This window comes from uncultured Psychroserpens sp. (assembly GCF_947494225.1).
Lineage (GTDB): Bacteria > Bacteroidota > Bacteroidia > Flavobacteriales > Flavobacteriaceae > Psychroserpens.
The window spans coordinates 230651-243206 of sequence record NZ_CANLUG010000007.1 but is presented as its reverse complement, the minus strand read 5'-3'; the positions used below and the strand labels follow the sequence as shown (position 1 = coordinate 243206).

The window sequence follows — 12556 nt, the reverse complement described above, 5'->3', positions numbered from 1 at the left end:
TTGTACTTGTCAAAATATAACTAGTTAATACGCCACGGCGGATTTTTTCTATTGTCGCCTGCCTTGAATAGAATAATATGATTTCCATCTAAATCGTACAAATGGGCTTCACGCCATAGCCAATCTTTATCTTCAGGTTCAGAGGTAAATATAATTCCTTTTTGTTGAAGATGACTTGCTATGTCATCGAGATTGTCTTCTTCAAAGTAAATGCTAATACGATTTCCAGATGGTAATACATCTACCTTATGAATTGAGAAGGTTGCATTTCCGTCAGGGCATTCAAATCGTACATAGTGAGGCAAAGCATCAACGATGAGGTTTAGCCCCAGAATTTTATAAAACTCTGAGGCTTTTTCTACATCTAAAGACGGTATTGTGATTTGGTTTAAATTCATGTCAGCTCTTTTTTAGTTGAAAGAATTTTTCTTAAGTATAATAGAAGTAAAACACCCAAAATTCCAAGACCTACCATGACATACCAAGTGTTATCGTACCCTAAGCTATCAACCAATCTAAGGCCAAGAGTATGACCAAAAACATGAGCAATTGAAAACGCCATAATATACATGGATAAATACTGACCCTGCTTTCCTTTTTTTGCTCTATTCATTGCAAAAGCATTTGAGAAAGGGAATGCAATCATTTCTCCAACTGTCATAAATAACATGCCTATAACAAGTATGCCAATCCAACTCGTTAAATTCAGAACATAAAAACTTAGTGCAGTAAGCAATAAGCCAAATAACATTAAGCCTACTTTTGTATAGCGGCTATCTTCTAACCATTTAATGAGCGGCATTTCTAATACGAAAATAAAGAATCCGTTAAGCCCTAAAAGCAAACCAATTTCAGGTTCTGTTAAACGGTGAATGTCTTTGTAATATAAGGGCATGGTAGAGAAATACTGTAAAAATATAATTCCGAAAATAAGCATAGCAACAAAAAATATCCAAAACGGTCCGTCTTTAAAAACTGAAACTGGGTTTTCTGTAATTTTATCATCAATAGGTTTTGCAACTCTCGGGTTGAGTACTCTTATTAGTAATAAAGTTGCTAGAATACAAGTAATACCGTCTACCCAAAATAATCCACTATAACCTATGGTCGCAATAATTAGACCTCCAAGAACTGGTCCTGCAGAAAAGCCTAAATTAATAGCAAGACGAATCAATGTAACTGATCGTGTTTTGTTTTCAGGTTTGCTATAAACACTCATGGCTACAAACATAGCTGGTCTAAAGGTGTCTGCGACTACCATGACTAAAAAGATTCCAAGGCAAACTTGAGAAAATGTAGTAAGAAACTGAAGTGCTATAAATAGAATTCCAGTACTTAATAAGCTTCGGACCATAACTTTATAATAGCCTATTTGATCAGTGAGTTTACCACCAATCCATGTTCCAACTACAGAGCCTAGACCAAAACAACTCATAACCCAGCTCACATCTGTAAGAGAAAACTCTAAATCGACGGTGAGATATATAGATAGAAACGGAATTACCATTGTTCCAGATCTATTGATAAATGTCATGAGTGCTAGCCACCAGACTTCTTTAGAGAGTCCTCTAAAAGTATTTATATAATTGTTAAAAAGCGTTTTCATTTTGGTTGTTGTATAAATGTAAAAAGTCCGACGATATCGTCGGACTTTTTATGATTGATTAGTTATATAATTATATTATCATAGCATATAGGAGGCCCGACTCTTTATAAAAGAGGTCTTTTGTCTCTGAGAATATGTTACGATATAGTTTCGCATTTTTATTAATTATTGTGCACCAAAGCTATGAAAAAATTGTTTAAGTTGTATTTTTGATATGAAAAATATAATTATGAAACATAATTTACTACTCTTAGTGATGTTTGTATCAACATTAGGTTGCTCACAGGATAAGAGACCCATTAAAGGTGAAACCGAATTTCAGAAAGAAATAAACGCAGAGTACAAAGATGCTACAACGTCGCCTCTAAAGGAAAAGGATAGAAAGAACTTTAAGGGCTTAGATTTTTTTAAGTTCGACTCTACGTTTGTGGTCAAAGCTAATTTTAAAAGAACGCCTAATGAAAACGTGTTTAAAATGAAAACGACAACAAGTCGTTTACCAGAATATGTAAAATATGGTGTGGTTTCTTTTGAGCTTCATGATAAAAGCTATCAGCTGAACATTTACCAGAACCAAGATTTAATTAAAGAAGAAGGTTACGAGGATTACTTGTTTCTACCGTTTTTAGATAATACCAATGGAGGTGAAAGCTATGGAGGTGGACGTTATATAGATTTGAAGATTCCAGATGGCAATAGCATACTTATAGACTTCAATAAGGCTTATAACCCATATTGTGCTTATAACGAACGCTATTCTTGCCCTATAGTGCCAAGAGAAAATTATTTAGATTTAGAAATAAAGGCAGGTGTTAAGACCTTCGACAAACATTAAGATTTAACTAAAAACATTCCAAAGAATACGGCTAGAAAACCTATAGCAAAACTTGCAATAGTATAGATAGCAAAGGAAGTGAAATCTCCAGATTTTAACATAAGGTGATTTTCATAAGCGAATGTAGAAAAAGTTGTAAAACCACCACAGAAACCTGTAGCTAAAAATAAAGTTTGATTTGAACTTAGGGCATCATTTTTTGCAGCCAATCCTAGTATGATTCCAATAAGTAGACTCCCTAGAATGTTGGCAGCAAATGTTCCATAAGGGATACCGTTTTCAGAATCATTGAGAAATTTTCCAATAAGATATCGAAGAACACTCCCAAATCCACCACCAATAAATACCAATAGAAGTTGCTTCATAGGTTATTCAACTTCTAAATAAATTTCGGTTGTCCATTCAGCTGGATTAGGCGTAGATATTGGGTCTGTTGTGTAGGTTTCAATAGCCATCCCATTTTCAGGTTGAACTAAGTTGTTTTCGGCAATATAAGCCATCGCTTTTTCCCAAGCCTCTTTCAGATTATCATAATCTCCATGTAGTACCGTTTTAACAGCTTTAAAAGGCTCTATTTGACCTGTGAGTATGTCTGGATCGTTAGTTACAATTTTTGAGGTTGTTGGTACACAACAAGAAAACATTACTGCATTATTTTCTACATCCCATTTATGATAAATAACAAATGGTTTTCCTGCCATTGTAATATTATTGGCTATAGCATAACCTCCAACTTTTGGTAACATGTCTTGCATTTTTTGTTTAAAATCTTCCATTTTACAAGAGGTCGTATTATACAGATAAAAACCACCACCATGTTGGGTGATTCCTTCTACATTAACACTGTATTTTGACATATCTGCAACTAAAACACTATCTAGTTTTTCAAGACTTCTTTCATAATGTGGTCCTATTTGTTTTTCCATTCCACCCATAAATGCTGAAAACGCTTTAAAACCAAATGGTAAATCTTTACCTGAAATAGACCATGTCACATCCGTAGTACCATTGGTATTGTCTTTTAAATTCCATGTGATAGCAGATTTTGGGAAGTCGGCAAATTGCATTTCTTGAACAATTACTTCATTGGCCTTTGTGTCTATGGTTTTCATCGTTCCGATGCCATCAGCATCTTCCCATTTATAAGACCCATCAATTCCTCTAGTTTTTTCAGGAAGTGTAAGTACCATGTCTGGATCTGCTTCGACCCAAGAGGACCAAGATTCCCAATTTTTAAAGTCTATAATGTTATTGTAAACCACACTGCTTGGCGCGTTAATCGTTTTTGTACGTGTGACCTCAAATGAATTTGGCTGAACGGCTACATAAATTGACAAGCCAATAAAAAGGATGAGCAATAAAAAGAGAATATACTTAAGTGCTTTCATTTTTTGATTTTTGATGTGACATTAATTAGGTACTCAAAGATAATCAATTTTAGGAGATGTTAATAAATGTTTACATTTGCGAGACAACAATTAAATATTTAACAATGAAATTAAAATTTATACTAGTGTGTGCTGTTATGGCTGGTATTATGTTCTCATGTGGAGAAGATAAAAAAGGCGAAAACACAGACACGACTGATGTAGAAAAAACAAAAGAATTTAGCTTTAATGTTGAGCAATTTGCGGATATTAAAATCTTACGTTACCAAATCCCTGGTTGGGAAAACCTGACCTTAAAAGAGCAGAAATTAGTATATTATTTAACGCAAGCTGGTTTAGCAGGTCGGGATATTATGTGGGATCAAAACTACAGACATAACTTGAAAATAAGACATGCTCTAGAAAATGTATACGCTAATTACGGAGGTGATAAAACATCTAATGATTGGAAAGCCTTTGAGACTTATTTGAAGCGCTTGTGGTTTTCAAATGGGATACATCATCATTATTCTAATGATAAAATAAAACCAGAATTTTCTTCTGATTATCTGCAAAGTCTATTAGCAGATACGAACACCACACTTGAAGGTGAGGCTTTTGATGTCATTTTTAATGATAAAGACTCTAAAAAAGTAAATCAGGCAAAAGATGTTGACAATGTATTACTATCAGCGGTTAATTTTTATGGTCCAGATGTAACCAACGCCGATGTAGAGAGTTTTTATAAAAATAAAGTGTCTCCAAACTCAGAAAGACCTTTGTCTTATGGTTTAAATTCTCAATTGGTAAAAGAAGACGGTGTTCTGAAAGAGCGTGTATATAAATCGGGAGGCTTATATGGAGCAGCAATTGATGAAATTGTGAAATGGTTAGAATTTGCTCAAGGAGTTGCCGAAAATAAAGCTCAAGGTGATGCCATAGGATTACTAATTGAATATTACAAAACAGGTGATTTACAAACATGGGATGACTATAATGTTGCTTGGACAGCAGCTACTGCTGGTAATGTAGATTATATTAACAGTTTTATTGAAGTTTATAATGACCCATTAGGATATAGAGGTTCTTATGAGAATATCGTTCAAATTAATGACTTTGATATGTCTAAGAAGATGGCTGTACTTTCTGACAATGCACAATGGTTTGAGGATAACTCTCCATTGATGGACGAACATAAAAAGGATAGCGTGGTTGGAGTAACGTATAAAGTTGTAACAGTGGCTGGTGAAGCTGGAGATGCATCTCCAAGCACACCTATTGGTGTGAATTTACCTAATGCCAACTGGATAAGAAAGGAAGTTGGAAGTAAATCTGTATCATTGGGTAATATTATCCATGCTTACAATAATGCTGGTAGTACCGGAAGATTAAAGGAATTTGTTCATGACGAAGAAGAGTATGAACTTGAGAAAGCATACGGACAATTGGCAGATAAATTACACACTGCATTACATGAAGTAATTGGACATGCATCTGGACAATTAAACAAGGGTGTTGGTGAGACTAAAGAAACATTAAAAAACTATGCCTCTACATTAGAAGAAGGGCGTGCCGATTTAGTTGGACTATACTATTTATACAATCCAAAACTTCAAGAGCTAGGTTTAGTTGAAGATTGGAAGGCCGTAGGTAAAGCTGCATACGATGGCTACATAAGAAACGGACTTATGACTCAGTTAATTAGATTGAATCTTGGAGATGACGTAGAAGAAGCGCATATGCGAAATAGACAATGGGTATCTGCATGGGTATTTGAGAAAGGTCTTGAGGATAATGTTATAGAAAAAGTGACACGAGATGGTAAAACCTATTTCAATATTAACGATTATGAAAAACTACATGAGTTATTTGGTCAGCTTTTAAGAGAAACACAACGTATTAAATCTGAAGGTGATTTTGAAGCAGTTGAGGCTTTGGTAGAAGGCTATGGTGTAAAAGTAGATCAAGATATTCATGCTGAAGTTTTAGAGCGTAATAAGCAATTTACATCTGCACCTTATAGTGGTTTTGTAAACCCTGTTCTAGTTGCTGAAAAGAATGACGATGGAGACATTACATCAATTAAAGTGACACAACCGGATACATTTGAAGGACAGATGTTAGAGTATAGTAAAACATACGGTTTCCTTCCTGAAGAAAACTAAATACTATATTTTGAAAAATTTAAAGGATGCCTAATTAATGGCATCCTTTTTTTATTTCAAGGTGTATTGAACAGGGTCAACCTAAAACTTATATTTTTTTTCTAAAGCATAACGCATAAGTTCACCTTTACCTTGTAAACCTAGAATACGTACCATGTTTTTGCGATGCGTATCAACAGTATGGACACCAATAAAAAGCTCATCCGCAATTTCCCGAGACGTTTTACCTAAGGCAATTAATTCTAGAATTTCTATTTGCCGTTTGGTTAGTAAGCCCTTAGTTTTTGTTTTGTTTTCTGAAGACAGAATATTAGTGTTAATATTTGCATCGAAATATGTTTCGCCTTTAGCAACTGTGCGAATAGCATTTAAGACCTCATTAAGCGACGAGTTTTTTAAAATATAACCAGTTGCTCCAGCATCTAACATTTGTTGTATGGCATCAGTTTGATCAAACATTGAAAACGATAACACCTTTATCTCTGGGTTCGTTTTTTTAATACGTTTAGTGGCTTCAATACCATCTAATTTGGGCATTCTTATGTCTGTTAATACAACATTAGGCCGTTTCTTTTCGACGATTTTCAAAAGCGCTTCACCATCATTGGCAGTGCCAACAATAGAAATGTCATCCTCATATTCAAGAAGTAATTGTATGCCATCAATAAGCGATTGATGATCTTCGGCTATGGCTAATCGTATCATAATGGAATATCAATAATTATAGTAGTACCTTGTTTTTTTTCAGATTCTATAGTCATCGAGCCTTCTAAATGCTCTATGCGTTTATCAATACTACTAATCCCCATGCCTTTATTGGTTTTTGTGACCTGACTAGGGTTAAAACCAATACCATTATCTTCGACCATGATGTTTAAACTGTCCTCATGATTCGTAATATGTATGGTGGCTTCAGTAGCACTGGCATGTTTGATAATATTGGTGATGAGTTCTTGTATAATCCTAAAAATAGTCAATTCGAGACTATTCTCTAGACGGTTTTCCAATCCATGATCAATTACATCTATTTTTATTTTATTTGATGCAGAAATGTTCTCAGCCATATCATTTATGGCTTTTAATAGTCCTTGTTTGGCTATAACACCAGAGTTTTTCGCATGAGCCACAGTTCTTACCTTGTCATACGCTTCATCAATAAGCTGGTTCGTTTTATCGTAAAGTTCTGGCGTTTGTTTGTCTTTAAGTGCATTAAAATGGAGTTTAACTGTGGCCATGAGTCCACCTAAATCGTCATGCAAGTCATTAGCAATGCGTTGACGTTCTTTTTCTTGACCTTCAATCATGGCATCAATAGATTTTAACTCTTGCTCTTTTAAAACCGTAGTTAATTTTTGGGTTTCTAATTCTTTGTCTTGCTCGGCAAGTTTTTGTTTGCGTTTGGTGTTTTTAAAGAGGAGGAAGGCGATGATGCTACCTAGGGCTAGTATGCCCAATAGACCATAAACGAGGTTCTGTTTTTTCTTTGCATTGGCTTCGCTTTCTAAATTATTGGCTCTTAACTTTTCGTTATTTAATTGCTCTATGGCAACATTCTGATCAAATTCGTTAATGCTATCTTTCAGTTTAATCAACTTATCAAAATATAAGGAGGCATTTTTGTAATCATTGCACTCCAGATATAAACTCGACATGTTTTCATAAAAGATAATTTTACTTTTTGCAATATTATCTTTAAAAGAAATGGAGTCTGCTTTTAGGAAATACTTGCTGGCCAAATCGCAATCGTTCAATTGCTTGTGTATATCTGCTAGGTTGTTGTAGTTGTAAGCTAAACTTTGATGATCGTTAAAGTGCTCCAAAATAGATTTTGCTTTTTCATTGTAATATAGGGCAGAGTCTAGGTTATTGTTAATAGTATTGTGTACTATAGCAATATTGGCATAGGCATGTCCTTCTCTTACCGAATCTTTTAAACTTAAAGCTAGAGGGATGGTTTTTCTAAAATAAGAAATAGCCTCCTCCGCTCTGTCTATATCCATAAAACTAATAGCAATGTTTGTAAATGTTGCTCTTATGGCATTCGTGTCTTTCTTTTGTAATGCTAAATCTTCCAGTTTTTTAATTGTTTCTCGGGGATCATATTTTAGGTTATTTTGATGACTCAGAATCGCAAGTTCTAGTATGTAACAATCAATAAGATCATCAAACTCTTTTAATGTATTGAATATACTATTGGATTTCATTATTGCTTCGTAAGCTAAATGATGATTGTCTCTGGAAAATTCAAAATCAGCATAATGATAAAGCCATGTTGCTTTATCATAAGGTTTGATTAAACTGGTATCAATAGATTGTAGCTCTTGTTGAATTTTATCGCTATTGCCATTTTCAATGGCCATATATAAATCATCAAAAAGAGTGTCTTGAGAATAGCAAATGCCAGTAAGAAACGTACTTACTGACATGCAAAAAATAAAAATATATTTTCTAAAATGTTCTTTCATTTATGGATTGCCTACAATTATATTTCCTTTTTTGTGCTTTGGATTGATGTCATAATCAAATATGTTTATTTTAGAACATAAATCAATCTCATCGCTCTGACTGTCATATTCGTATGAATCTACAAAAATAATATCACCTTTAACCATTTTTATACTACTTGGATATCCTTGATCACCTGGTTTTAAGGTTATATTTCTTTTATGAGTCCCTCGTTCCATATTCACAAGTAAATAATAAAAAGTATTATTTCCATCAATGGTGTTTTGGCAAATCAAGGCACTCTTTATTTCATGTTTATGCCTATTCAAATCGTCCATGCTTATGGTCAAACTCGTTATGTTTTTATTCGAGTCTAAATCAAAACTACAATTTAAATCATAGGGGTTAGAATTAAAAATACGTAAGTTTTGAGTTCCTGTTTTTGTTGTGTCTAGTTTAATAAATTCCATAAAATTTGTTTTTGTTAGTAAAATGAATCAAAATGTATTGTTGGATGGTTTCTACCTTCATTGTCGACATAGCCTTTTATTTCGCCATTAAATAGATCATAAAGATTATTTGAGATGTCTAGTTCATAATCTCCTGCGAAGTGTAATCCAACGACATCTTTCGTGCGCTCTCCCGTACTTGTTATTAGGGTGCCAGATTCGCCTGGAACTAGGTGTAAATCCTTAATTAAGATCTGGTTTTTATACACTTTGTTTTTTACTTTAATAATAGCTTTAGAAGAATAGATTATACCACTCCCAGGGCCTTCTGGTCCATATTTTGAAACAGAATCATTTATTTTCACTTCTTTGATTTCTCCGAAAAAAAAGTCGGGAGCACCACTTTTAAAATTAGAATGGTGTAATTTTGCAATAGCTATATCATAACTTTCATTATATAGTCCCCAATATGTTTGAGCTATACAGGTGTCATTTGAATAAACACATTCATTTAAAGGTTGCTTCCCTTTAATTATCACATGGTAATTGGTTAATAAGTATAGATTGTTATTTTTTTTTATTTTCAACAAAGCCCCAAGTGCACCAGGTTTTTCTCCCTTAATATTAATTCTTGAACCTACCACATGGTTTCGAATATTTACATCTTCAGAATTGACTGTTGTATTTTTATGATGATATTCGAATCTTGAGGCGGACTTCTCTATTTTTATAGGTAATGTATCAATGACTTTTTCAAACCTTTTAAAGTCCATTATTTTTGGAGTTACAAATATGCTTAATTGATTTAGTAAATTAGCTTTAATAAACGCAACCATTTGAGCTATGTTTTCTTTACAATTTGGTTCGTCATCATAATAAGATAATTCTAACCCAAAAAGATCATTTGGTTTTTTTATTACAGCGAGATATTTAAAACAACTTACATTTCCAAAAGTTTCTATGAAAGCATCTTGGATTGAAATCAACAAACTATTCGCAATAATCTCTTCGTTACTGGCTGGATTACCATTAATGAAGTTTAGTAAAATTTCGCCTTCTTGTTTAGTCATAACTTTATACTAACGAGTTAAAGAAAAATGCTGTTACATTAATGTGTGCTCGTATTGAAGAATAATCATGTTTAATTTGAGAGTAGGGTGGCAAAAAACAAGAGGGAATAGTCTTCATAATAGTTGGATTAATTAGTTAACACCACAAATATGCAACGCAGTAGCATATTAAAACATACCTGATGATGGGTATTTTAATCCATTAAGTTACAAAAAAAACAAGATTTAGGAAGAAATTTCCGACGCTAGCATCAAATCGAGAACGTTATGCCTTAAACAAACACAAATTTAATGGCTGCAATTAATAGGATAAACGCAATAAAGGCAATCAACACCCAAACACTTCCTTTGTAGTATTTTCTATGGAGTTTTACATCTTTTCGATAAGCAGCAAAAATGATGATAGCAAAAACTACTGCGAATAAAATTCCAAAAATCAATTGACCATTAGTAAACATATAGCTATTTTTATGGCAAAATTAAGACAATTAAAATGAAAGATAAAATAGAAGCTGTTAAAGCATTTCATACCGCATTTAAAATAGGTCATAGAGAAACACCAAAAGCAAATTTAGGTGCCGATAAGAATAAGTTACGCTATAAATTAATGCGTGAAGAAAATGAAGAATACCTAGAAGCGGCTGATGCTAATGATTTGGTTGAAGTGGCTGATGCGCTTGGGGATATGTTGTATATTCTTTGTGGTACAATTATAGAACACGGGCTCCAATATAAAATTGAAGAAGTGTTTAACGAAATCCAACGTAGTAATATGAGTAAGCTCGGCGAAGATGGAGAGCCTATTTATAGAGACGACGGAAAAGTGTTAAAGGGACCAAACTATTTTAAACCTCATATAAAAGAAATTTTAGAAGCATAAAAAAAGAGCCGTTAGGCTCTTTTTTTTTATTTTATTTGATATCTCCAGTTATGTTTGTCCTCAGACAGATTATGCTGGATATGTAACATTTGCTTTTTAAGTTTAGCAGCAAAACCCTGATCACCCAAATCTTCAATTTCATGAACTTTTTCTCGGAATTCAAATGCAGAAATTTCACTTATAACTGCAGCAGTTCCAGCACCAAAAATTTCTTTTAATGAGCCATTTTCAGAAGCCTCAACAATTTCATGCACCTTAATTGGTCGTACTTCAACATCAATGCCACTATCCTTAGCCAACTGAATGACACTTTTTCTTGTGACACCATCTAGGATACGGTCACTTGTAGGTGCTGTGATAAGCGTATCATTAATTCTAAAGAATACATTCATTGTACCAGCCTCTTCTAATAATGTATGCGTATTAGAGTCTGTCCATATAACTTGCTGATAACCTTTGTCTTGTGCTAATTTTGTTGGGTAAAACTGTGCGGCATAATTTCCGGCTGCTTTAGCATAACCAACACCACCATCTGCAGATCTACTAAAATGTTCTGCTATTAAAACTCTAACTTTCCCTTTGTAATAAGGAGAAACAGGTGAGCAGATAACCATAAAACGATAACTTTGAGAAGGTGCTGCCGCAATAACAGGTTCTATGGCAATGGCAAAAGGTCTAATATATAATGAGTTACCAACGCCTGTCTGAATCCAATCTTTATCTAAATTGATAAGTGTTTCTAGTCCTTCAAAGAAAAACTCTCTAGGGAATTCTGGCATTGCCAAACGAGAACAAGACTTGTTAATACGTTCAAAATTTTCTTCAGGCCTAAATAAAAAGACATCACCATTATCATCTTTATATGCCTTCATACCTTCAAAAACAGCCTGTCCATAATGAAATACACGAGCAGAAGGTTCCATAGGCATTGGACCATAAGGAACTATCTTTGGTTGTTGCCACTCTCCATCAATGAAATCACACATAAACATATGATCTGTGAAGGTCTTTCCAAAGGCTAAATTTTCAAAATTAACATCTTTAAGCTTTGAAGAAATTGCTTTTTCTACGTGTAAATTACTAGTATATATATTTGACATTTTTGGTTGTTTTGTGTTTTGCAAAAATAGTCATTTTTGATGGGTTATAAAACATAATATTTTCACAAAAAAAGCGTAACTTTGGTGCTTATAAATTTTAAGTAAATACAATAAAAATGAAACATATTTTTTCAATAGTATTAGTGGTTTTAGTTCTTGTGTCTTGTAAAGAAGAGGCTAAACAAGCTGAGAATGTGGCTCATGCAGAAGAAAAAGCAGAGCTTCAAGATATTGCCTATACTTCTTTTGGCAAAGAAATTACAGCGTCAGATGCTCTTCCAGCAAAACGTATGGCGGTACATTATGAAAATATGACTGTAGGTGATTCGATTGATGCAAAGATGATTGCTAAGGTGGATGAGGTTTGTCAGGCAAAAGGGTGTTGGATGAAATTAGATTTACCTAATGGAGAACAAGTTATGGTTAAGTTTAAGGACTATGGCTTTTTTATGCCTAAGGATATTTCAGGTAAAGAAGTGGTTATTAATGGAAAAGCCTTTGTAAATGAAGTTCCTGTTGATGAACAACGTCATTATGCTGAGGATGGAGGTGCTACCCCAGAAGAGATAGCAAAAATTACCGAACCAAAAAAAACGTATTCATTTTTAGCAGACGGTGTTTTATTGAAAACTAAGTAGT

General features: G+C 33.7%; 14 protein-coding genes. 4 read left to right on the top strand and 10 right to left on the bottom strand.

Going from position 1 to position 12556, the window contains the following annotated elements; all coding sequences use genetic code 11:
• Positions 1–20 precede the first annotated feature (20 nt).
• Positions 21–398, bottom strand: coding sequence for a VOC family protein (locus tag Q0893_RS16130; protein ID WP_299277579.1), 378 nt, complete (start codon positions 396–398; stop codon positions 21–23).
• Positions 395–1606, bottom strand: coding sequence for an MFS transporter (locus tag Q0893_RS16125; protein ID WP_298903731.1), 1212 nt, complete (start codon positions 1604–1606; stop codon positions 395–397). The genes Q0893_RS16130 and Q0893_RS16125 overlap by 4 nt, the downstream gene beginning before the upstream one ends.
• A 229-nt stretch (positions 1607–1835) precedes the next feature.
• Here Q0893_RS16125 and Q0893_RS16120 point away from each other — a divergent pair, with 229 nt between their 5' ends.
• Positions 1836–2441 carry a DUF1684 domain-containing protein gene (locus tag Q0893_RS16120; protein WP_299277575.1) on the top strand — a complete coding sequence of 202 codons (606 nt, stop codon included), beginning with the start codon at positions 1836–1838 and terminating at the stop codon, positions 2439–2441.
• Here Q0893_RS16120 and crcB read toward each other — a convergent pair.
• On the bottom strand, positions 2438–2806 hold the full coding sequence (gene crcB / locus Q0893_RS16115) for a fluoride efflux transporter CrcB (RefSeq protein WP_299277572.1): 369 nt from the start codon (positions 2804–2806) through the stop codon (positions 2438–2440). The genes Q0893_RS16120 and crcB overlap by 4 nt on opposite strands.
• Before the next feature lie 3 nt (positions 2807–2809).
• Positions 2810–3829: an SRPBCC family protein gene (locus Q0893_RS16110; RefSeq protein WP_299277569.1), complete on the bottom strand. Its 1020-nt coding sequence runs from the start codon at positions 3827–3829 to the stop codon at positions 2810–2812.
• 104 nt (positions 3830–3933) lie between these two features.
• Between Q0893_RS16110 and Q0893_RS16105 the strand changes: the two genes are divergently transcribed.
• Positions 3934–5973 carry a dihydrofolate reductase gene (locus tag Q0893_RS16105; protein ID WP_299277566.1) on the top strand — a complete coding sequence of 680 codons (2040 nt, stop codon included), beginning with the start codon at positions 3934–3936 and terminating at the stop codon, positions 5971–5973.
• A gap of 81 nt (positions 5974–6054) precedes the next feature.
• Here the strand turns inward: Q0893_RS16105 and Q0893_RS16100 are convergent, their stop codons facing one another.
• From Q0893_RS16100 to Q0893_RS16080, 5 genes are all read right to left on the bottom strand, one after another.
• A complete protein-coding gene (locus Q0893_RS16100; RefSeq protein WP_298903725.1) occupies positions 6055–6678 on the bottom strand; it encodes a response regulator transcription factor in 624 nt (207 codons plus the stop codon).
• Positions 6675–8399 carry a sensor histidine kinase gene (locus Q0893_RS16095; protein ID WP_299277563.1) on the bottom strand — a complete coding sequence of 575 codons (1725 nt, stop codon included), beginning with the start codon at positions 8397–8399 and terminating at the stop codon, positions 6675–6677. The genes Q0893_RS16100 and Q0893_RS16095 overlap by 4 nt, the downstream gene beginning before the upstream one ends.
• A 39-nt stretch (positions 8400–8438) precedes the next feature.
• Positions 8439–8888, bottom strand: coding sequence for a hypothetical protein (locus Q0893_RS16090; protein WP_299277560.1), 450 nt, complete (start codon positions 8886–8888; stop codon positions 8439–8441).
• Positions 8889–8902: 14 nt separating this feature from the next.
• Positions 8903–9937 carry a hypothetical protein gene (locus tag Q0893_RS16085; protein WP_299277557.1) on the bottom strand — a complete coding sequence of 345 codons (1035 nt, stop codon included), beginning with the start codon at positions 9935–9937 and terminating at the stop codon, positions 8903–8905.
• Between the two features lie 272 nt (positions 9938–10209).
• Positions 10210–10395: a hypothetical protein gene (locus tag Q0893_RS16080; protein WP_298903721.1), complete on the bottom strand. Its 186-nt coding sequence runs from the start codon at positions 10393–10395 to the stop codon at positions 10210–10212.
• 35 nt (positions 10396–10430) lie between these two features.
• Between Q0893_RS16080 and Q0893_RS16075 the strand changes: the two genes are divergently transcribed.
• Complete coding sequence (locus tag Q0893_RS16075; protein ID WP_298903720.1) at positions 10431–10817, top strand: nucleoside triphosphate pyrophosphohydrolase family protein; 387 nt, start codon at positions 10431–10433, stop codon at positions 10815–10817.
• Positions 10818–10843: 26 nt separating this feature from the next.
• Here Q0893_RS16075 and Q0893_RS16070 read toward each other — a convergent pair whose 3' ends face one another.
• On the bottom strand, positions 10844–11917 hold the full coding sequence (locus tag Q0893_RS16070) for a branched-chain amino acid aminotransferase (protein ID WP_299277552.1): 1074 nt from the start codon (positions 11915–11917) through the stop codon (positions 10844–10846).
• A gap of 143 nt (positions 11918–12060) precedes the next feature.
• Here Q0893_RS16070 and Q0893_RS16065 point away from each other — a divergent pair, with 143 nt between their 5' ends.
• Positions 12061–12555, top strand: a complete 495-nt coding sequence (locus tag Q0893_RS16065) for a DUF4920 domain-containing protein (protein ID WP_367180681.1) — start codon at positions 12061–12063, stop codon at positions 12553–12555.
• Position 12556: the final 1 nt, after the last annotated feature.

What these genes read in the sequence shown, in the direction of transcription:
- Q0893_RS16125 (WP_298903731.1), bottom strand. Translation starts at nt 1,606, where the DNA reads ATGAAAACGCTTTTTAACAATTATATAAATACTTTTAGAGGACTCTCT.
- Q0893_RS16080 (WP_298903721.1), bottom strand. Translation starts at nt 10,395, where the DNA reads ATGTTTACTAATGGTCAATTGATTTTTGGAATTTTATTCGCAGTAGTT.
- Q0893_RS16095 (WP_299277563.1), bottom strand. Translation starts at nt 8,399, where the DNA reads ATGTCAGTAAGTACGTTTCTTACTGGCATTTGCTATTCTCAAGACACT.
- Q0893_RS16085 (WP_299277557.1), bottom strand. Translation starts at nt 9,937, where the DNA reads ATGACTAAACAAGAAGGCGAAATTTTACTAAACTTCATTAATGGTAAT.
- Q0893_RS16070 (WP_299277552.1), bottom strand. Translation starts at nt 11,917, where the DNA reads ATGTCAAATATATATACTAGTAATTTACACGTAGAAAAAGCAATTTCT.
- Q0893_RS16075 (WP_298903720.1), top strand. Translation starts at nt 10,431, where the DNA reads ATGAAAGATAAAATAGAAGCTGTTAAAGCATTTCATACCGCATTTAAA.
- Q0893_RS16105 (WP_299277566.1), top strand. Translation starts at nt 3,934, where the DNA reads ATGAAATTAAAATTTATACTAGTGTGTGCTGTTATGGCTGGTATTATG.
- Q0893_RS16120 (WP_299277575.1), top strand. Translation starts at nt 1,836, where the DNA reads ATGAAACATAATTTACTACTCTTAGTGATGTTTGTATCAACATTAGGT.
- Q0893_RS16110 (WP_299277569.1), bottom strand. Translation starts at nt 3,829, where the DNA reads ATGAAAGCACTTAAGTATATTCTCTTTTTATTGCTCATCCTTTTTATT.
- Q0893_RS16100 (WP_298903725.1), bottom strand. Translation starts at nt 6,678, where the DNA reads ATGATACGATTAGCCATAGCCGAAGATCATCAATCGCTTATTGATGGC.
- crcB (WP_299277572.1), bottom strand. Translation starts at nt 2,806, where the DNA reads ATGAAGCAACTTCTATTGGTATTTATTGGTGGTGGATTTGGGAGTGTT.
- Q0893_RS16130 (WP_299277579.1), bottom strand. Translation starts at nt 398, where the DNA reads ATGAATTTAAACCAAATCACAATACCGTCTTTAGATGTAGAAAAAGCC.
- Q0893_RS16090 (WP_299277560.1), bottom strand. Translation starts at nt 8,888, where the DNA reads ATGGAATTTATTAAACTAGACACAACAAAAACAGGAACTCAAAACTTA.